The sequence below is a fragment of the Microbacterium pumilum genome, assembly GCF_039530225.1.
In the GTDB taxonomy this organism is placed as follows: Bacteria; Actinomycetota; Actinomycetes; order Actinomycetales; family Microbacteriaceae; genus Microbacterium; species Microbacterium pumilum.
In genome coordinates, this window is record NZ_BAAAOH010000001.1 from 949,929 (window position 1) to 972,167 (window position 22,239).

General features: G+C 68.2%; 23 protein-coding genes. 11 read left to right on the top strand and 12 right to left on the bottom strand.

Annotated features, from left to right (window positions below; all coding sequences use genetic code 11):
* Positions 1 to 2 precede the first annotated feature (2 nt).
* The 3 genes from ABD188_RS04350 to ABD188_RS04360 are packed head-to-tail and all read right to left on the bottom strand — an operon-like array spanning position 3 to position 3,327.
* A complete protein-coding gene (locus ABD188_RS04350) occupies positions 3 to 836 on the bottom strand; it encodes an FAD binding domain-containing protein (protein WP_344058876.1) in 834 nt (277 codons plus the stop codon).
* An 11-nt stretch (positions 837 to 847) separates the two neighbouring features.
* A complete protein-coding gene (locus ABD188_RS04355) occupies positions 848 to 2,203 on the bottom strand; it encodes an 8-oxoguanine deaminase (RefSeq protein ID WP_344058878.1) in 1,356 nt (451 codons plus the stop codon).
* A gap of 20 nt (positions 2,204 to 2,223) precedes the next feature.
* The gene (locus ABD188_RS04360; RefSeq protein ID WP_344058880.1) at positions 2,224 to 3,327 is read right to left on the bottom strand and encodes an XdhC family protein; all 1,104 of its coding nucleotides are present in this window, start codon (positions 3,325 to 3,327) and stop codon (positions 2,224 to 2,226) included.
* A 256-nt stretch (positions 3,328 to 3,583) separates the two neighbouring features.
* Between ABD188_RS04360 and ABD188_RS04365 the strand changes: the two genes are divergently transcribed.
* On the top strand, positions 3,584 to 4,138 hold the full coding sequence (locus ABD188_RS04365; RefSeq protein WP_344058882.1) for a nucleotidyltransferase family protein: 555 nt from the start codon (positions 3,584 to 3,586) through the stop codon (positions 4,136 to 4,138).
* 185 nt (positions 4,139 to 4,323) lie between these two features.
* On the top strand, positions 4,324 to 5,754 hold the full coding sequence (locus ABD188_RS04370; protein ID WP_344058884.1) for an HNH endonuclease signature motif containing protein: 1,431 nt from the start codon (positions 4,324 to 4,326) through the stop codon (positions 5,752 to 5,754).
* A 226-nt stretch (positions 5,755 to 5,980) separates the two neighbouring features.
* Here the strand turns inward: ABD188_RS04370 and merB are convergent, their stop codons facing one another.
* Entirely contained in the window at positions 5,981 to 6,643 is a 663-nt protein-coding gene (gene merB, locus ABD188_RS04375; RefSeq protein WP_344058886.1) for an organomercurial lyase, read from the bottom strand.
* Positions 6,644 to 6,658: 15 nt separating this feature from the next.
* A complete protein-coding gene (locus ABD188_RS04380; RefSeq protein WP_344058888.1) occupies positions 6,659 to 7,591 on the bottom strand; it encodes a 2-hydroxyacid dehydrogenase in 933 nt (310 codons plus the stop codon).
* A gap of 91 nt (positions 7,592 to 7,682) precedes the next feature.
* Here ABD188_RS04380 and ABD188_RS04385 point away from each other — a divergent pair, with 91 nt between their 5' ends.
* The gene (locus tag ABD188_RS04385) at positions 7,683 to 8,114 is read left to right on the top strand and encodes a DUF1761 domain-containing protein (protein ID WP_344058892.1); all 432 of its coding nucleotides are present in this window, start codon (positions 7,683 to 7,685) and stop codon (positions 8,112 to 8,114) included.
* Between the two features lie 32 nt (positions 8,115 to 8,146).
* On the opposite strand, the gene purQ is transcribed toward ABD188_RS04385, so the two are convergent.
* Together purQ and purS are read right to left on the bottom strand one after the other, a co-directional pair.
* Positions 8,147 to 8,866 (bottom strand): phosphoribosylformylglycinamidine synthase subunit PurQ, encoded by a 720-nt coding sequence (purQ, locus tag ABD188_RS04390; RefSeq protein WP_344058894.1) that lies wholly within the window; start codon positions 8,864 to 8,866, stop codon positions 8,147 to 8,149.
* The gene (gene purS, locus ABD188_RS04395) at positions 8,863 to 9,111 is read right to left on the bottom strand and encodes a phosphoribosylformylglycinamidine synthase subunit PurS (protein ID WP_344058897.1); all 249 of its coding nucleotides are present in this window, start codon (positions 9,109 to 9,111) and stop codon (positions 8,863 to 8,865) included. The genes purQ and purS overlap by 4 nt, the downstream gene beginning before the upstream one ends.
* Positions 9,112 to 9,398: 287 nt before the next feature.
* Between purS and ABD188_RS04400 the strand changes: the two genes are divergently transcribed.
* The 5 genes from ABD188_RS04400 to ABD188_RS04420 all read left to right on the top strand — a co-directional run bounded on the left by ABD188_RS04400 (position 9,399) and on the right by ABD188_RS04420 (position 15,332).
* Positions 9,399 to 10,673 carry an ABC transporter substrate-binding protein gene (locus ABD188_RS04400; protein ID WP_344058899.1) on the top strand — a complete coding sequence of 425 codons (1,275 nt, stop codon included), beginning with the start codon at positions 9,399 to 9,401 and terminating at the stop codon, positions 10,671 to 10,673.
* 212 nt (positions 10,674 to 10,885) lie between these two features.
* The gene (locus ABD188_RS04405) at positions 10,886 to 11,839 is read left to right on the top strand and encodes a carbohydrate ABC transporter permease (RefSeq protein ID WP_344066865.1); all 954 of its coding nucleotides are present in this window, start codon (positions 10,886 to 10,888) and stop codon (positions 11,837 to 11,839) included.
* Positions 11,836 to 12,753 carry a carbohydrate ABC transporter permease gene (locus tag ABD188_RS04410; protein WP_344058901.1) on the top strand — a complete coding sequence of 306 codons (918 nt, stop codon included), beginning with the start codon at positions 11,836 to 11,838 and terminating at the stop codon, positions 12,751 to 12,753. The genes ABD188_RS04405 and ABD188_RS04410 overlap by 4 nt, the downstream gene beginning before the upstream one ends.
* 79 nt (positions 12,754 to 12,832) lie before the next feature.
* Positions 12,833 to 14,299: a GH1 family beta-glucosidase gene (locus ABD188_RS04415; protein ID WP_344058904.1), complete on the top strand. Its 1,467-nt coding sequence runs from the start codon at positions 12,833 to 12,835 to the stop codon at positions 14,297 to 14,299.
* Between the two features lie 19 nt (positions 14,300 to 14,318).
* On the top strand, positions 14,319 to 15,332 hold the full coding sequence (locus tag ABD188_RS04420) for a LacI family DNA-binding transcriptional regulator (RefSeq protein ID WP_344058906.1): 1,014 nt from the start codon (positions 14,319 to 14,321) through the stop codon (positions 15,330 to 15,332).
* Here ABD188_RS04420 and ABD188_RS04425 read toward each other — a convergent pair.
* Entirely contained in the window at positions 15,329 to 16,216 is an 888-nt protein-coding gene (locus ABD188_RS04425; RefSeq protein ID WP_344058909.1) for a VOC family protein, read from the bottom strand. The genes ABD188_RS04420 and ABD188_RS04425 overlap by 4 nt on opposite strands.
* Before the next feature lie 142 nt (positions 16,217 to 16,358).
* On the opposite strand from ABD188_RS04425, the gene ABD188_RS04430 reads away from it, so the two are divergent.
* Complete coding sequence (locus ABD188_RS04430) at positions 16,359 to 16,817, top strand: hypothetical protein (RefSeq protein WP_344058911.1); 459 nt, start codon at positions 16,359 to 16,361, stop codon at positions 16,815 to 16,817.
* Here ABD188_RS04430 and ABD188_RS04435 read toward each other — a convergent pair.
* Together ABD188_RS04435 and ABD188_RS04440 are read right to left on the bottom strand one after the other, a co-directional pair.
* Positions 16,807 to 17,787, bottom strand: coding sequence for a phosphoribosylaminoimidazolesuccinocarboxamide synthase (locus ABD188_RS04435; protein ID WP_344058913.1), 981 nt, complete (start codon positions 17,785 to 17,787; stop codon positions 16,807 to 16,809). The genes ABD188_RS04430 and ABD188_RS04435 overlap by 11 nt on opposite strands.
* A gap of 34 nt (positions 17,788 to 17,821) precedes the next feature.
* A complete protein-coding gene (locus tag ABD188_RS04440; protein ID WP_344058915.1) occupies positions 17,822 to 18,160 on the bottom strand; it encodes a hypothetical protein in 339 nt (112 codons plus the stop codon).
* Positions 18,161 to 18,245: 85 nt separating this feature from the next.
* On the opposite strand from ABD188_RS04440, the gene ABD188_RS04445 reads away from it, so the two are divergent.
* The gene (locus tag ABD188_RS04445; RefSeq protein ID WP_344058917.1) at positions 18,246 to 18,863 is read left to right on the top strand and encodes a PadR family transcriptional regulator; all 618 of its coding nucleotides are present in this window, start codon (positions 18,246 to 18,248) and stop codon (positions 18,861 to 18,863) included.
* A complete protein-coding gene (locus ABD188_RS04450; RefSeq protein ID WP_344058919.1) occupies positions 18,860 to 20,395 on the top strand; it encodes a DHA2 family efflux MFS transporter permease subunit in 1,536 nt (511 codons plus the stop codon). The genes ABD188_RS04445 and ABD188_RS04450 overlap by 4 nt, the downstream gene beginning before the upstream one ends.
* 5 nt (positions 20,396 to 20,400) lie before the next feature.
* Here the strand turns inward: ABD188_RS04450 and lhgO are convergent, their stop codons facing one another.
* Complete coding sequence (lhgO, locus tag ABD188_RS04455) at positions 20,401 to 21,603, bottom strand: L-2-hydroxyglutarate oxidase (protein ID WP_344058921.1); 1,203 nt, start codon at positions 21,601 to 21,603, stop codon at positions 20,401 to 20,403.
* A gap of 200 nt (positions 21,604 to 21,803) precedes the next feature.
* On the bottom strand, positions 21,804 to 22,211 hold the full coding sequence (locus ABD188_RS04460) for a CU044_2847 family protein (protein ID WP_344058923.1): 408 nt from the start codon (positions 22,209 to 22,211) through the stop codon (positions 21,804 to 21,806).
* Positions 22,212 to 22,239 lie beyond the last annotated feature (28 nt).

The following is a 22,239-nucleotide window of genomic DNA, read 5'->3' on the forward strand; positions in this document are numbered from 1 at the left end:
CCTCATGCCGCGAGCTCCTGGCGAATCGCCTCGGCGAGCACGCCCGAGACCCCGCGGCGCCAGTCGGCGACGCCGAGCGGGTCGGTGTAATAGCCCGGTGCGGCGGCGATATCGGCCGCCAGGGTCGCCGAGTCGGGAAGCGCCGGATACCGCAGCACCACCGGCACGAGCGTCGCCGCCGTGACGCCGAAGACCGCGCTCCCGTCCTCGTCGACCCGACCTGTGACGACAGCGCCCGACCGGCCGAGCTCGGCGAGCGCGATCTTGCGCAGAAGCGCTCGAGAGCGCAGAGCGAATGCGGGGAGCTCGACCGCCCGCAGCACGTCACCACGCTTGAGGCTGTTCGTGCCGTTGCCTGTCATGAGCTCCGCGACCGGCAGGCGGCGCTCGCCTCCGTCGGCGGTCCAGACCACGGCCAGGCCGTCCAGGCCCGCGGCCAGTGAGACCATGGCGCCCGCCGAGAACGAGCGGCATACGTTGCCGCCGACGGTCGCGGTGTTCCAGATCTTGTACGACGCGAGGAGGGCGTTGGCGGCATCCGGGATCATGGACGTCGCGGTCCACGACGGGGGCAGCGGCGCGGCATCCGTCGCCGCCCTTCCCTGCGCCCACGCCACGAGCTGCGCGATCGTGCAGGTCGCTCCGATGCGCAGGCCCGCCTCGGTCACTTCGAGGTCGGGCCAGTCGAGAGTCGTCAGGTCTACGAAACCCGTCGCTTCGGGCTGCGGCTCGCTCATCAGCCACGTGCCCCCGGCGAGCAGCACTTCGCCCGGCGCGAGCGCGAGGTCGGCGCGGCCGCGCGCGCGACGGTAGGTGGTGACGGTGTCGATGTCCACGGATGCCCCGGCTAGAGCCGTTCCGCCAGCTCGAGCGAGGCTGCCGCGACCTCTTCGGCGATGACCTGCTCTTCGACGGTGACGAGAGAGCCCTCGACGACGACCGGACGGCCGCCCACGAAGAGGCGGTGCAGGGGCGGCATCGCGCCGAGGCCGAGTGCGGCCACAGGGTCCAGGATGCCGGCATGCTCGACGCCGTCGACCCGCCACACTGCGATGTCGGCGACCTTGCCCGCTTCGAGCGAGCCGATCTCGGTGTCGCGCCCGAGCACCCGGGCACCGCCCATCGTCGCGACCTGCAGGCCGGCGCGCACGCTGAACGAGTCGGCGCCGGTGCGCAGGCGATTCATCAGCACGGCCTCGCGGATCTCGATGCCGAGCTGACCCGACTCGTTCGACGCGGCGCCGTCCACCCCGAGTCCCACCGGCACTCCCGCGCGCAGCAGGTCGCGCACCGGGGCGATGCCCGAGGCGAGCCGTGCGTTCGACGACGGGCAGTGCGCGACGCCGGTGCCCGTCGCGGCGTAGCGCGCGATGGCGACGTCGTCGAGGTGCACGCAGTGCGCCATCCAGACATCGTCGCCGAGCCAGCCGAGGTCTTCGAGGTACTGCGTGGGGGTCTTGCCGAAGCGCTCCGCGCAGTACGCGTCCTCCTCGACCGTCTCGGACGCGTGCGTATGCAGCCGAACGCCGAGCGAGCGGGCGAGCTGCGCCGCTTCGCGCAGCAGATCGGCGGTCACCGAGAAGGGTGAGCACGGGGCGATCGCGACGTGCACGAGCGAGCCGAACGAGGGGTCGTGGTACCGCTCGACGGCCTCCTGCGATGCGGCGAGCGCAGCATCCGTCGTCTCGACGGCGAAGTCGGGCGGCAGACCGCCCTGCGAGGCGCCGAGGTCCATAGAGCCGCGCGTGGCGTGGAGCCGCACTCCGACACGATCGGCGGATTCGACGATCGCCCCGACGATGTCCCCCGAGCCCTTCGGGAAGATGTAGTGGTGGTCGCCCACTGTGGTGCAGCCCGACCGCGCCAGGACCGCCATCGCTCCCGCCGCGCCGGCGCCCGTGAGGCCCGCATCGATGCGCGACCACAGCGGGTACAGGGCCGTGAGCCAGTCGAACAGGATCGCATCCTGCGCGTAGCCGCGGGTCAGCCACTGGTACAGGTGGTGGTGGGTGTTGATGAGGCCGGGGGTGACGAGGCACCCGGTCGCATCGACGATCTCGGCGCCGGGGCGGAGATCGTCGGATGCCGGACCGGCGCCCACCGCCGAGATGACGCCGTCATCGATCACGACGTGGCCCGTGGCGTGCTCGGCACCTGACGGATCGACGGTCGCGACGTAGCCGCCTTCGATGATGGTGCGCACGATGATCCTGTTCTCGGGGGTCAGGCGGACGGGGCCGTCGTCTTGGGGGTGCAGGATGCCGGGGTCCCGGCATCGTCCGCGCTGTTCGATCGGTGGAGGGGTCCTTCGGTCTCGCGCAGGGGTGCCCCCGGCCCGCCGTAGCGTGAGGCGACGATCTCGGCGACGACGGCAACCGCCGACTCGAGCGGGCTCGAGCCGCCCAGGTCGAGGCCGAGAGGTGAGTGCAGTCGTGCGAGGGTCACCTCGTCGACGCCGGCGGCGCGCAGCAGGGTCATCCGATGGGCGACGGTCGAACGCGCGCCCATCGCACCGACGAAGCCGACCGGCAGGCCGAGCGCGACCTTCAGCGCGGGGATGTCGACCCGCTCGTCGTGCGTGAGCACGCATACCGCCGTGCGGGCGTCGAGCGTCGCGGGGTCGAGGTCGGCGAGGTATTCGTGAGGGGGCGCCACGACGACCTCCACGGCGTCGGGGAAGCGTTCGGGGGTTGCCATGAGCTCCCACGTGTCGCAGACCGACACCGCGAACCCGGCCGCGGCGGCGACCCGGCACAGCGCGGCGGCATGTTCACCGGCGCCGAGGATGATGAGGCGCGGACGCGGAGCCTGCGAGAGCACGAGCAGGTCGTCAGGACTCGGAAGGACCCGGCTCTCGCGGTATGCGACGGCGCGACCGAGCGGCGATCGGGCACGTGGGCTGAGCGGATCGACATCGTCGACCAGCGTCACGGCTCCGGACGCAAGGTCGAGGCTGACCGTGACGGCGCGGTCGGAGGCGGCCCCGTCGAGCGCTTCAAGGGCGTCGCCGTCGGCCGCGTTCAGTCGGTGGGCGATCACGTCCACCGATCCGCCGCACGCGAGACCGGCGGCGTGGGCGGCTTCGTCGGAGTAGCCGAATGAGGCTGCGCGGGGCTGACCGGTGGCGAGCACCGCGAGGGCGAGGCTCACTGCCTCGGACTCGACGCATCCGCCCGAGATGGAGCCGATGACGCGACACTCGCGCGTGACCGCCATCGAGGCGCCGACGCCGCGCGGTGCGCTGCGTGCCACGCGCGTCACCGTGACGACAGCGACGTCGGCGCCCGCGCGCAACAGCGGCAGCAGCTCGTGCGCCAGTTCCAGCATCCCGTCACGCTAACCCGGACGTGTTTCCAGCGCACTACGCTGTCGTGAAAAAGCGGTGGGCTGTCGTGAAAAGCAGTGGGCTGTCGTGAAAAGCAGTGGGCTGTCGCGAAAAGCAGTGGGCTGTCGTGAAAAGCAGTGGGCTGTCGTGAAAAGCAGTGGGCTGTCGTGAAAAAGCGGTGGGCTGTCCTGAAAAACAGTGGGCTGTCGTGAAAAGGCAGTAGTGGTGAGTCGCTGCGCCGTCTGGGTCGGAGGATCGATGCGCGTCTGCGGACTCGTCCTCGCCGCGGGTGGCGGGACACGGTACGGGCGTCCGAAGGGCCTCGTGCGCGGTGCGGACGGTGTTCCGTGGGTCGCGAGGGCCGTCGACGTGCTCCGCGACGGAGGCTGCGACGGGGTGGTCGTCCTCGTCGGCGCGGCGGGCGACGAGGTAGCGGCGCTCGTGCCTGAGTGGGCGTCGGTGGTGACCGTCGCGGACTGGGCTGACGGTCTTGCCGCGACGCTGCGGGCGGGTCTCGCCACGGCGTCGACGGAGGGGTGGGATGCCGTCGCGATCACCCCCGTCGACACTCCGGATGCGGCGCCCGCAGCCGTGGCGCGGGTTCTCGGCGCGCTGCGGGGACGTTCGCCGCTCGTGCAGGCGGTGTACGGCGGCGTGCCCGGGCATCCGGTCGCGATTGCGCGCTCGCACTTCGCGCCCCTGGCGGAGGCGCTCGACGGCGACCGCGGCGCCCGCCCGTACCTCGCCGCGCATGGAGTCGTCGAGGTGGAGTGCGCCGACCTCTGGTCGGGGGAGGACGTCGACCGTCCGTGATGCTCCGGTCGCATCGGCTCCGTCCTGAGCCTGTCGACGCGTCCGGCACCCGCTCGATCGCGATCGGGCATCTGCGATTCCTCCCCAGCTGGGCGCTCAGCGGAGTTTCCACAGGATCGGATTGATCCCCTCATCTGGGCCTTTTACGACGCTCGGATGTCGGTGGCCCCGAGCAGAATGGGACCATGACAAACCTCGCCGACGCCCTCGAGAGGATCAGCGGCGAGCTCTCGACGGTGGTGAGCGAGGCGTTCGCGAGTGATGCGGTGAGCGCGATGTCCGACGCCGAGATCCTGGAGATCATGGCGGCGGCCGCGGGGGTCGCTCGCAGCGCGGAGGCGCTGATGATCGAGACGACCGGCGAGGTCGACGAGCGATCGGATCGAGCCACGATCGATGTGCGGATGACGACGCGGTTCGGCTGTCGGTCTGTCATCGAGCTCGTGCAACGCACCACCCGTGTCTCGAAGCACACGGCGAGCGACTTCCTCGCCGCTGGTCGTGCCATGCATCGAAACGTCGCCCCGAGCAGCGGCGAGATTCTGCCGTCCGACCTTCCGCAGATGCGCGAGGCGATGGCGGCCGGTCATGTCGGCCTCGACGCCGTGATGGCGGTCTCCAAGCCACTGCTGCTGTGCTCCGCGGGTCGGACCGCGATTCTCGCCGCCGATGAAGAACTCGCATCGAGCGCGCGCGGCGAGGGAGCGGATGCAGCACCTCCAGCGTGCGCCGACGACCTCCGCGCCCTCGCCACCGTGTGGGCGATGTACCTCGATCAAGACGGCGCCGAACCTCGTGAGAGGCAGGCGATGCGCAAGCGCGGCGTGACCGTCGGTGTGTGCCGGGATCACCTCGTCCCGATCCGCGGCCATCTGCTCCCCGAGGTCGCCGGGCAGCTGCAGCGGATCTTCGACAGCATCCTCAATCCCAAAGCCGACGGTGCTTCGTCGCCGGGCGGCCCGACCTTCGTCGAGTCCGACGTTTCAGATCTCGATGCACCGCGCGTCCCCATCGCCGACACGCGCTCACGCGCGCAGAAGCAGCACGATGCCCTCGCGACCGCATTGACCACGCTGGCCGCGTCCGGAGGTCTTCCCACGCTCGGCGGAGCGGCGCCGACGCTCGTTGTCTCGGTTCGGGCTGAGGATGTCGCCGAGGGCCGCGGGTTCGCGCACATCAGTGGCTGCGACGAACCGATCTCGCTCACGTCTGCGCGCCACATCGCCTGCTCAGGCGCGGTGCAGCGGATCCTCCTCAGCCCTGACGGCCGGATCGTGGCGATCGGCACCATGGAGCGAGTGTTCAACCACCACCAGCGACGGGCGATCGGCGTTCGCGACGGTGGCTGCGTCATCCCGGGCTGCCATGTCAGCGCAGAGTGGTGTGAGATCCACCATGTGACAGGGCATGCGGTGGGCGGCGCCACCGACACCGACAACGGGGTGCTGCTCTGCTGGTTCCATCACCGCACGATCGATTCGAGCGGGTGGCAGATCCGGATGAACCACGGTGTTCCCGAGGTTCGCGGCCCGTCGTGGTGGGATTCGAAACAGCGATGGCGGCCCGTGACGAAGTCGCCGACCCGCATGCGCGAGCGCGTCGCGCGACGGATGTGAAGTCGGACTGTGCACTGGCGCGCATTGAGCACCCGCGGTCGGTCGGCGGCCGCTCGGACGTGGCGACGCTCGCCCCGGCGGCGACTGGTCAGTTGGCCCGAGGTGCGTTCGGTTGACACGCCGCTGCACTGCCTCGAAGAGTCGCGCCGATGTGCACCGCTCCCCGTTGCCGGCGCGCTCGGCTGGTTTCCCGGCGCGGGCGGTTGAGACGCGAGTCCGGCACCGCTCAGTTGCCCCAGAACGACCCGCTCAGTCCGGCGTCGCGAAAGTACGTCGCCGCTTCCACCGGCTCGCGCCGGCGATAGCCCCGGCTCAGCCGGCCGTCGTACCAGTGCGAGGCGAGCCGCCAGAGCGTCGGGATGTCGAAGACCGAGCCCTTCCGAGAGCCGGTGCGCCCGAGCCACCCATCCACGCAGACCTCATCGCAGAAGATGCGCTGGTTCTCACAGGCGTGGATGACGTCGTCCCAGACGTGCGCCATCGGCGTCAGGAAGTGAGCGACCTGCGAACCCTCCGGTGGATGCTCGCGATCCACGTTCCACGCGTGCGCCGCCCCGCAGTTCGGGCACGTCGTGGCGACGAGCGCGGGGGACGCGTGCGGTACGAGGTGAGGAATGGCGAACGAGTCCCACGCGCAGCCGCCCCACCAGAGCGTTCGGTCGCTCTTGACCGAGAATCCGAAATCCCGCGTACCGAACGGATGCGCGAGCTCGACGATTCCGTCAGCCGCGAGCACGAGATGCCGCTGCGCTGCGAGCTCCCCGAGCAGCACTTGGATGTCGGCATCCGTAGAGCTGAACTGAACGGCCAGTGCGCCCACCCCGTCGACCCTCCCCTCGGCGGCGAGCTGCCCATAGATGCGCAACCGCAGCGATTCGGCGTCGGTCACCACGGCATCCTTCGTTCAGCCCCCGATGACCACGTTGAGCGGCGGCTCGCCCGCCAGCATCCGCTCGATCTGAGTGCGCACCAGCCGCGCGATCCGCGGCTGCATCGCTGTCGACGCGCCTCCGACATGCGGCGAGATGAGCACCCCGGGCAGCGTCCACAGCGGGTGATCGGCGGGAAGCGGCTCGGGATCCGTCACGTCCAGCGCAGTGCGGATGCGGCCGCGGCGGATGTGGTCGACGAGCGCATCGGTGTCGATGAGGGGGCCGCGGCCGACATTGACGACGAGCGCACCATCCGGCAGTGCGGCGAGGAATGCGTCGTCGACGATGTGCCGGGTCTCGTCGCCGCCCGGCAGCGACAGGATCACGATCTCGGCGCGACCGAGCAGCTCGGGCAGCTCGTCGATTGCGCGCACCGTCATCCCGTCCTCCACGCGTGCCGTCCGCGCGACCGCGGAGAGCTCCACCTCGAAGGGCAGCAGGCGATCGGCGATCGCCTTGCCCACTCCACCGAACCCGACCAGCAGCACCCGCCGGTCGGCGAGGCTCGTGGCGAACACGGGCGCCCATCGCCCCTCGTCCTGCGCACGGACGAAGGCGGGCAGCTCGCGCTGGGAGGCCAGCGTGAGAGCCACGGCGAGCTCCGCGGTCGACGTCTCGTGCACCGATGCGGCATTCGCGAACGGCAGGCCCGCCGGAAGCAGGTCCTCCACGCCCTCGTAGCCGATCGACTGGCTCTGCACGAGCCGCACGTCGACGTCGGTCAGCCGGTCGAGCACATCGCTCATGGACATGTACGGCGGCACGACGATGTCGATGTGCTCGCGGGGCGCGTCGCCGTCCATCGCCCAGACCAGCAGCTCCGCGCCATCCGGCAGCGGTCCGACATCCTCGGCCAGTTGCTCGGTGGGGACGGTCACTGTCAATCGCGGGATGTCGTGGCTCACCCTTTCACGTTACCGGCGCGGGATGGCCGGTCGGGCGCGACCACGGCGATACGCTCACCGCGAGCGGCGGAGCCGCGCGGAGGAGGCGGTCATGGTCCCCGAGATCAACTACTGGGCGGTGCTGCTCGCGACCGCTTCGAGCATGGTGGTGGGCTCGATCTGGTACACGCCGAAGGTGTTCGGCACGCGGTGGGCCAGGTTGGCGAACGTCGACATGGATCGCCCCGGCGCCTCGGCGCTGTGGCCGATCATCACCACCGTGATCGTCAGCTTCGTCACGGCGTGGGTGCTGGCCGGCGCGACATCGATCTCATGGCACTTCTATGGCGGCGGCTACCTGGCCGGGGCGCTCGGCACGGCGGTCATCCTGTGGGCAGGATTCACGGCCGCGCGCTTCATCACCCACGATGCTTTCGAGGGCCGCCCGACGTCGCTCACGGTGCTCAACATCGCCCACGAACTCGTGACCGTGATCATCATGGCGCTCATCATCGGCGTCTGGCCGCCCGCGGGCACAGTCTGAGAGGGCGCTTCCTCGCTCCGCGACCGCTGAGGTCAGGCCGCTGCCGCAACCACAGCGGCGATGGCGCTCGTGAAGAACGCACGGCCGTCCACGCCGGAGCGCATCGCATCCGCCGTGTCGGGACCGAAGCCCGGCTCGACCGCGTGCTCGGGATGCGGCATCAAGCCGACGACGTTGCCACCCTCGTTGGCGATCCCGGCGATGTCGCGCAGCGACCCGTTGGGGTTCACGCCCAGGTAGCGGAACGCGACGAGACCCTCGCCCTCCAGCCGGTCCAGCTCGTCGTCGGACGCGATGTACCCGCCGTCGGCGTTCTTCAGGGGGATGACGATCTCCTGACCGCGGCTGAAGTCCGAAGTCCACGCAGTCGAGGAATTCTCGACGCGCAGCCGCTGGTCGCGCCGGACGAACTGCTGATGCGCGTTGCGGATCAAGCCGCCCGGAAGCAGGTGCGCTTCGACGAGCATCTGGAAGCCGTTGCAGATGCCGAGGATCGGCATCCCGCCGGCCGCGGCATCCTTCACCTCGGCCATGATCGGAGCGAGTGCGGCGATCGCACCGGCACGCAGGTAGTCCCCATAGCTGAAGCCGCCCGGCAGCACGAGCGCGTCGACGCCCTCGAGGTCGTGCGAGCCGTGCCACAGCGCCACCGGCTCGGCGCCCGCGATGCGGATCGCGCGCTGCGCATCCCGATCATCCAGCGATCCGGGAAACGTGATGACCCCGATGCGCGCGCGTGAAGGTGCGCTCACTCCACGACCTCGATGCCGACCACGTCTTCGATGACCGAGTTCGAGAGGATCTCGTCGGCGATGCGCTGCGCTGCAGCCAGGATGTCGTCGGTGACCTCGCCGTCGACGGTGAGCTCGAACCGCTTGCCGATGCGCACCGACGTGAACTCGTCCACGCCGAGACGCGAGAACGCACCCGAGACGGCCTTTCCCTGCGGGTCGAGCAGCTCGGCCTTGGGCATGACGTCGACGACGATGGTGGGCATATGAGAGCTCCGGATGTCGCGGGCAGGGGTCGTGTTCCAGTCTACGGGCCGAGGCCGCCACGCCGTCGGCGGAGCAACTCGACGCACTGTCGAAACCCACTTACAGGGGTGTAACCAAACCGTGACCAAACCGATGGGAGCGCTCCCTTGACATTCGTGGGAGCGATCCCATACCGTGGGTCCATTCCGTGGGAACGCTCCCATGGACGCACTGATCTCTGGTCAATCACCCGAGATCGACCACCCTGTAAGACACATCCGACCCTGAATCACACAAAGGAGTGACAGTGAATTCACGTGCCTTCCGACGGAGCGCCGTAGCGGTTGCCGCATTCTCGGCCACCGCAATCGTGCTCGCCGGCTGCGCGGGCGGCTCCGGCAACTCGCCGTCTGCCGACCCCGACGAGCCGATCACGCTCACGCTCGCAACGTTCAACGACTTCGGCTACGACGATGAACTCCTCCAGGAGTACATGGACGAGAACCCGAACATCAAGATCGTCCACAACAAGGCTGCCGTTTCGCAGGACGCCCGCACGAACTTCTTCGCGAAGCTCGGAAAGGAAGGCCTCGCCGACATCGAAGCCGTCGAGGTCGACTGGTTCACCGAGGCGATGCAGTACTCCGACCTGCTGGCCGAGGTGCCCGACAGCGCCAAGGGCCGCTGGCTGGACTGGAAGGAAGCCGCCGCGACCGATGAAGACGGTCGTCTCGTCGGGTTCGGCACCGACATCGGACCCCAGGCGATCTGCTACCGCGCCGACCTGTTCGAGGCGGCCGGCCTGCCGACCGACCCGGAGGAAGTCGCCGCGCTGTTCGACGGCGACTGGGACAACTACTTCGACGTGGCGGACCAGTACAAGGAAGCCACCGGCAAGCCGATGATCGACTCGGCTCACTCGGTGTTCCAGGGCATGATCAACCAGATCGAATTCCCCTACGACGAGCCTGACGGCACGGTCGTCGCGACCACGAGCCAGGAGACCGAGGACGCGTATAACGCCGTCGTCGAGCGCGCCATCCCGAACTCGGCCTACGGCCCGCAGTGGAGCGACGACTGGAACGCCTCGATGGCCAACGGTGAGTTCGCGTCGATGCTCTGCCCCGCGTGGATGCTCGGCATCATCGAGGGCAACGCGCCCGAGGTGACCGGCTGGTCCGTCGCCAACGCGTTCCCCAACGGCGGCGGCAACTGGGGCGGTTCGTACCTGACCGTTCCGGCCAACGGCAAGAACGTCGAGGCGGCACTCGCCCTCGCTGACTGGCTGACTTCGGCGGGAACGCAGGAGAAGACCTTCGTCAACGCCGGTCAGTACCCCAGCGTCATCGAGGCGCAGAGCTCGCCGGCGATCGTCGACTCGACGAACGCGTACTTCAACGACGCGCCGACCGGCACGATCTTCGGTGAGCGTTCCGAAGCGGTCACGGTCAACACCTACAAGAGCGTGGACTTCTTCAAGTACAACCAGGCTCTGCAGGATGCCATCACGCGGGTCTTCGACGGACTCGAAGACCAGCAGACCGCGTGGGACACCTACGTGGCGCAGGTCGAAGCGTTCTAGTCGACTGAACAGAGTGGGGGCCGTGCCTCGCCGCGGCCCCCACTCTTCACTTTCCGGAGTCGAAACCCGGTCCCCTTGTCCTCCTCCTCCCCAGGGCTGCTCACCCGGCCCGCACCGCCGATACGGAGCCTCACGTGACTGCGACTGACACACGCGATACGGCGTCGCCGAACTCGCCCGCCCAGAAGACGGCGCGGACTCCCCGTCACATCATGTCTTTCAGCGACAAGCTGAGCCGATGGGACCTCAAGGTCTCGCCCTACCTCTACATCTCGCCGTTCTTCATCCTGTTCGTGATCGTCGGACTCTTCCCGATCGCCTACACCGCCGTCATCTCGTTCCAGGAATGGGATCTCGTGCGCAACACCGGCGAGTTCGTCGGATTCCAGCAGTACATCTGGATCCTCGGCCAGGAGCAGTTCTGGGTCGCGCTTCGGAACACGTTCAGCATCTTCATCCTGTCGTCGGTGCCGCAGATCATCCTCGCGCTCTTCATCGCGGCGATGCTCGACCGCAACATCCGTGCCAAGACCTTCTGGCGCATGAGCGTGCTACTTCCTTTCGTGATGGCGCCTGTCGCGGTTGCGCTGATCTTCAGCAACCTGTTCGGCGACAACCACGGTCTCGTGAACACCGTCCTCACCAACTGGGGACTGCCCGCCATCCCGTGGCACAAGAACCCCTTCTGGAGCCACATCGCGATCGCGACGATGGTCAACTTCCGCTGGACCGGCTACAACGCCCTCATCCTCCTCGCCGCGATGCAGGCAGTGCCGCGCGAGTACTACGAAGCTGCGACCGTCGACGGCGCGGGTCCATTCCGCCAGTTCTGGAGCATCACGCTCCCCTCGCTGCGGCCGACGCTGATCTTCGTGATCATCACCTCGACCATCGGCGGCCTGCAGATCTTCGATGAGCCGCGCATGTACGACCAGGAAGGCAACGGCGGGGCCGACCAGCAATGGCTGACCATCACGCTGTACCTGTACCGGATCGGCTGGGGCGAGTTCAACTTCGGCCGCGCCGCGGCGCTCGCGTGGATCCTGTTCCTCATCATCATGGTCATCGGCCTCATCAACCTCGCCATCACCCGACGGCTGGTCCGCGACGAAGGCGGCCGCGGAGTCGTCAGAACCAGCCGCCGCAAGAAGGGAGCCGTCCAGTGAGCGCCATCAGCACCCCACCCCTCGCCGTCGTCGAAGACAACCTGCCCAACGACGGCCGCCGACGCCGCAATCAGCGCACCACCCGCATCCGCGGCACCCGCCCCGGATTCTGGGTCTACGCAGGACTGGGCGTCGTGATCGTCTCGGCGATCTTCCCCTACTACTGGTCGTTCCTGATCGGCTCGGGCGATGCGTCGACGCTCAACGATCCGAACATGTCCTGGATCCCCGGCGGCAACTTCATCGCCAACGCCCTCACGGTCGTGAACAACGAGGCCGTGAACTTCTGGCCCGCACTGTGGAACTCGATCTTCAGCTCGACCGTGATCGCGGCATCCGTCGTCGTCTTCTCGACGCTCGCCGGCTGGGCCTTCGCGAAGCTCCACTTCCGCGGAAGCAAGGGGCTGCTCATCTTCGTGGTGGCCACCCTCGCCGTGCCGACGCAGCTCGGTGTCGTTCCGCTGTACATCCTGTTCTCGGACCTGGGCTGGACGGGTCAGATCGGCGCGATCATCGTTCCCGCGCTGACCAGCGCGTTCGGTGTCTTCTGGATGACGCAGTACCTCAGCCAGACCGTGCCCGACGAGCTCATCGAGGCGGCGCGCGTGGACGGGGCGTCCATGCTCCGGACGTTCTGGACGGTCGGCGTCGTCGCAGCGAGACCCGCCGCCGCGATGCTCTTCCTCTTCACATTCGTCGGCGCATGGAACCAGTTCTTCTGGCCCTTCATCGTGCTCGACCGCCAGAGCCCGACGCTCCCCGTCGCGCTGTCGCTCCTGCAGTCCAACTACTTCGTCGACTACTCGATCGTGCTCGCCGGCGTGCTGCTGGCCACGATCCCGCTTCTCATCCTCTTCGCCTTCGCCGGCAAGCAGCTCGTGAGCGGCATCATGGCCGGCGCCGTGAAGGGCTGAGTCCGATACCCGCGCTGCTCTACTCAATCCAAGGACGACAGACACAGTGACCATCGAAACGAGAGAGGACTCCGCCCGCATGACCGCTTCCGCGCGCGAATTCCCGTCGAACTTCCTCTTCGGCGCAGCAACCGCCGCCTTCCAGATCGAGGGCGCCGCACACGAAGGCGGACGTCGGGACTCGATCTGGGACGCCTTCTGCCGCGTTCCCGGGGCGGTCATCAACGCCGACAACGGCGACGTGGCGTGCGACCACTACCACCGCTACCGCGATGACGTCGCGCTCATGACGTCGATGGGGCTCCAGACCTACCGCTTCTCGACGTCGTGGTCGCGGGTGCGCCCCGACGGCGGTCCGGTCAACGAAGAGGGCGTGGACTTCTACAAGCGGCTGGTCGACGAGCTGCTGGATGCCGGCATCCTGCCCTGGCTGACGCTCTACCACTGGGACCTGCCGCAGGCGCTGCAGGAGAAGGGCGGCTGGGCGAACCGCGATACCGCGGACCGATTCACCGAGTACGCGCTCGACATGCACGACGCCCTGGGCGACCGCGTGAACGTGTGGACCACGCTCAATGAGCCCTGGTGCTCGTCATTCCTGAGCTACACCGCTGGAGTGCATGCTCCCGGCCATTACAGCGCCGCCGAGGGCATGCTCGCCTCGCACCACCTGCTTCTGGGCCATGGGCAGACGGTTCGCGAGCTTCGCGCGCGTGACGCATCCCTGAACCTCGGCATCACACTGAACCTCACCGTCGCGGATCCGGCCAATCCGAACGAGCCCGCCGACTTGGACGCCGCGCGTCGCATCGACGGGCAGTTCAACCGTTGGTTCCTCGATCCGGTGTTCCGTGGTGCATATCCCGCCGACATCGTCGAGGACTTCCGGGCTGCGGATGCCGAGGCGACGGCAGCTCTCGAGGCCGCCATCCTTCCCGGCGACCTCGCAGCCATCTCGACACCGATCGACACACTCGGCGTGAACTACTACCACGGTGAGATGGTCGGCGGTCGTGCCCCCGAGGTGATTCCGCGCGTCGGCGAGGCACCCACGGATCGCCCCGGCAACTCGCCGTTCCCCTCGTCGGAGAACATCCACTGGTACGAGCGCGGCCTGCCGCGCACTCCCATGAACTGGGAGGTCCAGCCCGAGGGTCTCACGCGGCTGCTGGTGCGCGTCTCGGAGGAGTACGCGGCGCCCGCGGGGGTTGCACTCTTCGTCACCGAGAACGGTGCCGCCTACGACGACGAGCGCGTCATCGAGAACGGCGAAGTCCGCGTCCACGACGATGATCGCGTCGACTTCCTCCGCCTTCACCTCGCGGCGATCCTGGATGCGATCGATGCCGGCGTCGACGTCCGCGGCTACTTCTACTGGTCGATGCTCGACAACTTCGAGTGGGCCTGGGGCTACGAGAAGCGCTTCGGCATCGTGCGCGTCGACTACGACACCCAGCTGCGGACCCTGAAGGACAGTGGGCGGGAATACAGTCGGATCATCGGCGAGCGCGCACTCGACCTGGCGCCGGCGACGGTCGCGCGATAGCAGTCGAGGGGGAAACGGCATGAGCACGGACACGACTCGGGGCACCGTAACGATCGAGGAGGTCGCCGCGGCAGCGGGCGTCTCACGATCGACGGTCTCGCGTGTCGTGAACGGATCGACGGCCGTCAGCCCCGAGGCACTCGAGGCGGTCCGGCGCGCCATCGCCGACCTGAACTACGTGCCCAATCGCGCCGCCCGTTCGCTGGCGAGCCGGCAGACGCACGCCATCGCGCTCATCGTGCCCGAGGACACGACCCGATTCTTCGGCGATCCGTTCTTCGCAGCGATCGTCTCAGGCATCAACGCGCGCCTGAGCCGCTCCGACTACGTCCTGAACCTCTTCATCGCCAGCGACGACCCCGGCGACAAGACGACGAGCTACGTGCGCAGCGGCGCCGTCGACGGCGCGATCGTGGTGTCTCACCATACGAGCGACACGTTCATCGATCGCATCGCGAGCTCGGTGCCGGTCGTCTACGGCGGGCGTCCGTCTCGCGAACGCGAGCGCGACTACTACGTCGACGTCGACAATGTGCGAGGCGGCCGTGACGCCACGACGTATCTGATCGAGCGAGGCCATCACCGCATCGCGACGATCACCGGACCCCTCGACATGCCCGCCGGCATCGACCGGCTGCAGGGTTACCGTGATGCGATTGCGGCGCACGGCCTGACCGAGGGTGCGATCGAGGACGGCAACTTCACGGCCGACGGGGGAGCGGCGGCGATGCGCCGAATGCTCGAGCGCGTCGAGCGACCGGATGCGATCTTCGTCGCGAGCGATCTGATGGCTCGTGGTGTGCTGGCGGTCCTGGGTCGCGAAGGAATCCGCGTGCCGGAGGACATGGCCATCATGGGGTTCGACGACTCGCCGGTCGCGACGACCGTGGTGCCGCAGCTGACCACCATGCGTCAGCCGTCCTTCGCGCAGGGCGAGCGGATGGCGAGCGTGCTGCTCGACCTGCTCGCCGACCGTCATCCCCGGCACGTCACGATCCTCGAGACCGAACTGGTCGTGAGGGACTCCGTCTAAACCGTCTGCGTCGACGCCAGCAGCAGGTTGTTCCAGGGGTCGTCGAAGCTCAGCGTGCGCCCGTCATCCCGCACCTCGAATCCGTGGTGGCGCAGGCGCTCGCCGAGGGCGCCGAGCGCGTCATCGTCGGGAAGGGTCATGTCGATCCGCGCGAGACCGAGCGCGGGCATCCGGGGCCCAGCGCCGCGCGAGTTCCACACGTTCATCGCCATGTGGTGGTGGTAACCGCCGGCGCTGACGAAGACGGCCTGGTTGCCGAGCGCCGCCGTCTCGTCGAACCCCAGAGCGTCGACGTAGAAGGCGCGTGCGGTGGCGACATCCCCCACCGAGAGGTGCACGTGACCGACGGATGCCGCCTCCGCCGCCGTCGCTCCGCCCACGGCCGCTTCAGTGAGGTGTTCACGCAGGAACTCGTTCGGGTCGAGGTGGAGCGTCGCCATCTCGACATGGCCGTGCACCCACGACCACTCGGTGCGAGCGCGGTCCCAGTACAGCTCGATGCCGTTGCCTTCGGGATCGGTGAAGTAGAACGCCCGGCTGACCAGATGGTCGGCCGACCCGGTGAACGTGCTGGGAGCGTGCCGCGCCACGGAGTACAAGGCGGCGGCAAGCGCAGGCTGCGACTCGAACAGGATCGCGGTGTGGAAGAGGCCCGCCGACCCGGGTGCCGCATGGCGCAGCGCGGGGTCGTGCCGCAGCACGACGATCGGGCGCCCGGCCCGGCCGAGACTGACGGTGTCGCCGTCGGCCGCCAGCACCTGGAGAGTCACGACATCCCGGTAATACCGCGTCATGGCGTCGAGGTCGCCGACCATGAGGGTGACGGCACCCATGCCGGTGGCGGCAGCGAGCCGGTCCTCGGATGCCGCGAGCTGTTCATTCATGTGAATATGAAACGCGCGCTCGCCACATCTGATTCCCGAGGCATCCGTGCGCTCCTCGGGTTCCGCGTCGTTCCTCGCCTCACCCCGGCGATGAGTGCTTGCACGGGTGCGGCGGCCGCACCGGCTCGGTAGATTCGGCGTCATGTCCGACCGCCGCGGGACCGAGCACCGTGCCGCCGGCTGGCTGTTGAGGCTCGCAGGGGTGTCGGCGATCATCGGCGGGCTCGGGTTCGGATGGTTCACGATCCCCGCGATGGCCAGTGTGGCGGAGGGGCACGGCCCCATCTGGGTCATGGGTTTCCCGGCTTACGGCTACGGGCCGCTGAGCGCGGCCGGATTCGCCACCACCGTTCCGCTGCTGGCGGTGTTCCTCGTCGCATGCCTCGTCCAGGCCGCCGGCGGGGTGCTGCTGCTGTGGCGGCTGACGGCCGGGGTCGTGGTGACGATCATCGGGATCGCACTCAGCGCAGTCTTCTGGTGGGGATTCGTCCTGCCCCTGGGCTGGGCCGGGGCCGTGGTTCAGCTTGCGCTCATGGCGTTCGGCTGGTCAGGACGCCGTTCGAACGACCTCGTCAGCCCGAGCGACAGCGTCAGCGAGTGAGGCGCTCGAGCAGCTCGCGATAGCGGGCCACGGTCTGCTCGACGATCCCACTCGGCAGCTCGGGTGGCTCGCCGGACCGATCCCAGTTCGCCGCGAGCCAGTCGCGCACGATCTGCTTGTCGAAGCTCGCCATCCGCTCGTCGGGAGTCGTCCCGACCGCCCAGGTCTCGGCATCCCAATACCGTGACGAGTCGCTCGTGAGCACCTCGTCGGCGAGAGTCATGGTGCCCTGCTCGCCGCCGGTCGCGGTGTCGACGCCGAACTCGAACTTCGTGTCCGCGAGGATGAGCCCGTGCCCCTCAGCCGTCCGCGCGGCTCGCTCGTAGATCTCCAGCGACAGGTCCCGCAGCTGCTCGGCGCGATCGGCACCGACCAGTTCGACGGTGCGGTCGAACGAGATGTTCTCGTCATGCTCGCCGGCAGGAGCCTTGTAGGCGGGGGTGAAGATCGGCGCCGGCAGACGATCGCCGTTGGCGAGTCCTCCCGTCAGCCGGATGCCGCACACGGTTCCGCTCTCGCGGTACTCCGCCCACCCCGACCCGGTGAGATATCCGCGCACCACGCATTCGACCGGCATCATCTCGAGGCCTTTGACGACCATCGCGCGTCCGGCGACCGAAGGCGGGATCAGCGAGGCGAGATCGTCAGGCGTGTTCGCCACGCCGTCCGCCCCGAGCCCGAGCACATGCGACGGGACGAGATGGTTCGGGATGCCGCGACCGCCGTCCGCGCCCGCCAGCTGGTCGAACCACCAGAGGCTGAGCGTCGTGAGCAGCTCGCCCTTGCCGGGGATGCCCGGCGCGAGGACGTGGTCGAACGCACTCACCCGATCGCTCGCGACGACGAGCATCCGCTCGGAGCGGTCAGTCTCGCCGTCTGCTGCACCCGCAGTCGGGTCGGGAACGTACAGATCGCGTACCTTGCCCGAGTACACGTGTCGCCAGCCGGGCAGATCGAGTGGGGTCGTCACCCGCCCATTATCCCGGCCGCGACGCGCGCCCACGTCAGGGTGTGATCGAGTCGACGAACGCGTGCGCCTCGCCGATGAGCGGGTGCCAGCGGTCAGATGTCTCCACCGGCACCGTGAGCCACTCGCGCATGGCGCGTTCGCGCATCACCATGCGCTCGATGCCGTGCGCGCCGTCGAGTTCGTCGACCCGCTCCGCGGGGAGCTTCAGCATGAGAAGCCCCTGCGAGGTGAGGCAGGCGAACACCTTGCCGCGTACGCGCAGGCCCTCGCTGCCGAACATCGGCCCGATGTCGACATCCGGCATTGCGAGGAACTCGTCGGCGATCGGATCGAAGATCTCGTGGGCCCGCATCTCGGCGGCGGCATCCGTCATGGGCGCCACGCTATCCCTGCCCGCCGACCTCGCACACCCCTGATGAGGTGTATAGTCCATGTGGACTAATCAATCCGGAGTAAACATGCCAGACGCGGTCGACCGACTCACCCCTCTCGGAGTGGTGGTCCTTGCGCTGCTCGGCGAGGGTGACATGCACCCTTACGAGATGATCCGGCTGATGCGGATCCGCCGCGACGATCGCCTCGTCACGATCACGAACGGCACGGTGTATCACACGGTCTCCCGGCTCGAACGGGCCGGATTGCTCGCCGAGGTGGGCGTCGACCGCGACGGCAACCGTCCCGAGCGCACCACGTACGCCGTGACGGATGCCGGCAGCGCCGCCGTGACCGAATGGGTGCGCCGCGAGCTCGTCCGCGTCGACCACCCCTCCGAATTCCGCATCGCACTCGCCGAAGCGCACAACCTCGATCGCGTCGAGGTCATCGCCCTGCTCCATGACCACCGGGCCGCCCGAGCGGCCGCTCAATCCGAAATCTCCATCGGCCTGCGCGGGGCCATCGCGAAGGGCGTCCCCATCCAGTATCTGCTCGAGCTCGAACGTGAGGAGTCGCTGCAGGCGACAGACCTCCAGTGGCTCGATCGCCTCATCCAGCGACTCGAGGGTGAGGAGTTCCCCTGGGGAGCACACGAGCCCTCTCAGCGCTATCTCGAACAACGAAAGGCCGCACGGCTATGACCGAACCGCGCACTCAGGCACCCGCATCCACCACCCATGAGCGCAGCCCGTGGCCGGCGCTGTGGGCGCTGGTCATCGGGTTCTTCATGATCCTCGTCGACACGACCATCGTCTCGGTCGCGAACCCCGCCATCAAGGCGGCGCTCGACCCCGACACCAACAACCTCGACAACGTCGTATGGGTCACCTCGGCGTACCTGCTCGCCTACGCCGTGCCGCTGCTCATCACCGGCCGCCTCGGCGATCGCTTCGGTCCGAAGCGCATCTACCTCATCGGTCTCGTGGTCTTCACGCTCGCGTCGCTCGGGTGTGGGTTGTCCGGCACCCTCGAGCTGCTGATCATCGCCCGCGCCGTCCAGGGTCTCGGCGCCGCGCTCATGACGCCGCAGACCATGGCGGTCATCACCCGCACCTTCCCGCCGGCGAACCGTGGTGCAGCCATGGGGCTGTGGGGTGCCACCGCCGGTGTCGCGACCCTGGTCGGACCGCTCGTCGGCGGCCTGCTGGTCGACGGCTTCGGATGGCAGTGGATCTTCTTCATCAACATCCCGGTCGGAATCGTGGCGTTCGTGCTGGCCTGGATCCTGGTGCCCAACCTGCAGACGCATCCCCATCGGTTCGACATCACGGGTGTCGTTCTCAGCGCGGTGGGCCTGTTCCTCATCGTGTTCGGGCTGCAGGAGGGCGAGCACTACGACTGGGGCGTCATCTGGGGACCGATCACGGTATGGGGAATGATCATCGCCGGCGTCATCGTCAGGGGCATCTTCATCTGGACGCAGGCGCGCACGAAGAGCGAGCCGCTCGTTCCGCTGGAGCTGTTCAAGGAGCGCAACTTCAGCATCTCGAACCTTGCGATCGCCACCGTCGGATTCACCGTGACGAGCATGTCGCTGCCCCTGATGTTCTACATCCAGCTCGCCCGCGGGCTCACCCCGACCCAGTCCGCGCTGCTCCTCATCCCGATGGCACTCCTGTCGGGCGTGCTCGCGCCATTCGCCGGCAAGCTCCTCGATCGCACGGATCCGCGGTTCCTTCTGATCCCGGGTCTGCTCGCCGTGGCTGGATCGCTGTTCTGGTACTCGACGCTCATGAACGCCGACACCCCGATCTGGATGTTCCTGCTTCCCTCCGCCCTGATGGGCATCGGCAACGCCGGGATGTGGGGGCCGCTCGCGACCACTGCGACGCGAAACCTGCCGATGCATCAGGCCGGTGCCGGCGCGGGCATCTACAACACGACGCGTACCGTCGGCTCGGTCATCGGCTCGGCGGCCATCGCGGCCTTCATGCAGAACCGTCTCGAGGCGAATCTTCCCGGTGCTTCCGAGGCCACGGGCGGATTCGGCGGCGGAACGCTGCCGCCGTTCGTGATCGACGGCTTCTCAGAGGCCATGGCGCAGTCGATCCTTCTTCCCGCCTGCGCGTTGCTGGTCGGCCTCGTGGCGGTGTGCTTCCTGCGGCGCCCCAAGCTCACGTCCTCGACGAACGCGTGGAACGCCGCACGTGCGGAGGCGGTCGCGGAGAGCTAGCCGGTTCAGGCTGCGGTCGGATTCAGATAGTTCGCGATGACATAGTCGGCGATTGCGATCGACGAGGTCGCGGCGGGTGACGGGGCGTTGCGCAGCACCGTGACGGGCCCGATCTGATCGACCGCGAAGTCGTCCAGCAATTCGCCGGCGCGGCCCCACGCCTGGGCGCGTACCCCGGCAGCCGACTTGTGCGTGAGATCCGACATCTCGAGCTCCGGAACGAATCGACGAGCCTTGCCGAAGTACAGCCGCTTGACGAGCGATCCCGAGATCTCGTCGACGCCCATGCGCCAATGCTGTTTCGCGAGCGGCCACGCACCGGGCCAGCTCAGCGAGTCCCATGTGTCCTTCGGCGAGATCGACAGCCAGCCGTAGCCCTCCCTCGCGAGAGCGGGCACGGCGTTCGGGCCCACGTGCACGTTGTCATACACGCCTCGCGTGAAGTGAACGCCGAGAAACGGGAATCGCGGGTCGGGAACCGGGTAGATCATGCCGTTCACGAGCCCCGTCCGCTCGGGCGCCAGTTCCCAGTACTCACCGCGGAACGGCAGGATCTTGGGCGCGGGGTCGGCGCCCACGAGGCGGGCGACGATGTCGGACTGCAGCCCCGCGCAGGCGATCACACGGTCGAACACGTCATCGGACACCGGCGTCAGGACGCGCACCCGGCCGCCCTCGAGACGGATGCCGGTGACTTCGTGTCCGAGACGGATCGATCCGCCCGCGGCTCGAACGTCCTGGGCCATCGCTTCGGTGATGGTCGCGTAGTCCACGACCGCCGTATGCGGCGAATGCACGGCGGCGACGCCCGCGACGTGCGGCTCGATCTCGCGCAGCCGAGCGACGTCGTCGATGCGGTCGAGATCGGGAACCCTGTTCTCGATCGATCGGCGCTCGATCTCGGCGAGAGCCGCGAGTTCAGTTTCGTCGACCGCGACGACGAGCTTTCCGACTTCGCGATACGGAAGGCCCTTCTCGATGCAGAAATCGCGAATCGACGAGCGTCCCGCCGCGCACAGGATCGCCTTGAGCGAGCCGGGCTTGTAATAGAGGCCGGCATGGACCACGCCGGAGTTGTGACCGGTCTGGTGCTGAGCCAGGCGGCCCTCCTTTTCGAGGACGGTGACGTCGTCGCCGCGTGCGGTGAGAGCTCGGGCGAGTGCGATGCCGACGATGCCGCCGCCGATGATCGCGGTGGTTTCGGGCATCAGTGAGTCCTCCAGCCGGTGGAGTCAATCCGCGTGCGCGACTTCTGACCGCTCGCGAGAACGGGCTCGACGGTAGTGCTCACGGATCCTCCACCTCACGACATCGCGCTGTCTCCGCGTGCGCGACCGCACCCATCATGTCAGGCCGAACAGCGCCCTGCCGTTCCGGTGAGCAGAGTGGTGACGCCGGCGCGCGGGACTCAGCCGAACGAAGGCTGGTCGGGGTACATGGGGCCGGGGTCGATCGGATCCTCGACCTCGGAGCGGATCCGATCATCCGACGGATGCCATGTCATGAGCACGCGAAAGTTCGACGTCGTGCCTGCAGAGATGAACGCGCCGAAGCCCACGCTCAACTGGATGCCGAACTCGACCTGGATCTCGTCGGGGTTGTCGGTCTGCTCCCGCAGCTGCGCGATGAGAGAGCGCACCGCGGGTTGAATGCGCGCGAGCGCGCTGTCGAGTCCGACCTCCGCCCGCTGGACCGTGTCGGCGGTGCTCGTGCCGGCGCCCCACCCGCGAGTGACGAGGTCGGGCTGAGCCGCCGCATCCGGGACCTGGATGGTCACTTCCTCGCCATCGCTCGTCGTATATGTCACCAGCTTCATTGAGCTCCTCTGTCACTCGGGCGGGTTG

Coding starts and splice junctions, on each gene's coding strand:
- ABD188_RS04405 (WP_344066865.1), top strand. CDS start 10,886: ATGTCTTTCAGCGACAAGCTGAGCCGATGGGACCTCAAGGTCTCGCCC.
- ABD188_RS04360 (WP_344058880.1), bottom strand. CDS start 3,327: ATGCTGGAACTGGCGCACGAGCTGCTGCCGCTGTTGCGCGCGGGCGCC.
- ABD188_RS04420 (WP_344058906.1), top strand. CDS start 14,319: ATGAGCACGGACACGACTCGGGGCACCGTAACGATCGAGGAGGTCGCC.
- ABD188_RS04450 (WP_344058919.1), top strand. CDS start 18,860: ATGACCGAACCGCGCACTCAGGCACCCGCATCCACCACCCATGAGCGC.
- ABD188_RS04370 (WP_344058884.1), top strand. CDS start 4,324: ATGACAAACCTCGCCGACGCCCTCGAGAGGATCAGCGGCGAGCTCTCG.
- ABD188_RS04365 (WP_344058882.1), top strand. CDS start 3,584: ATGCGCGTCTGCGGACTCGTCCTCGCCGCGGGTGGCGGGACACGGTAC.
- ABD188_RS04415 (WP_344058904.1), top strand. CDS start 12,833: ATGACCGCTTCCGCGCGCGAATTCCCGTCGAACTTCCTCTTCGGCGCA.
- ABD188_RS04385 (WP_344058892.1), top strand. CDS start 7,683: ATGGTCCCCGAGATCAACTACTGGGCGGTGCTGCTCGCGACCGCTTCG.
- purS (WP_344058897.1), bottom strand. CDS start 9,111: ATGCCCACCATCGTCGTCGACGTCATGCCCAAGGCCGAGCTGCTCGAC.
- ABD188_RS04430 (WP_344058911.1), top strand. CDS start 16,359: ATGTCCGACCGCCGCGGGACCGAGCACCGTGCCGCCGGCTGGCTGTTG.
- ABD188_RS04445 (WP_344058917.1), top strand. CDS start 18,246: ATGCCAGACGCGGTCGACCGACTCACCCCTCTCGGAGTGGTGGTCCTT.
- lhgO (WP_344058921.1), bottom strand. CDS start 21,603: ATGCCCGAAACCACCGCGATCATCGGCGGCGGCATCGTCGGCATCGCA.
- ABD188_RS04425 (WP_344058909.1), bottom strand. CDS start 16,216: ATGAATGAACAGCTCGCGGCATCCGAGGACCGGCTCGCTGCCGCCACC.
- ABD188_RS04460 (WP_344058923.1), bottom strand. CDS start 22,211: ATGAAGCTGGTGACATATACGACGAGCGATGGCGAGGAAGTGACCATC.
- ABD188_RS04440 (WP_344058915.1), bottom strand. CDS start 18,160: ATGACGGATGCCGCCGCCGAGATGCGGGCCCACGAGATCTTCGATCCG.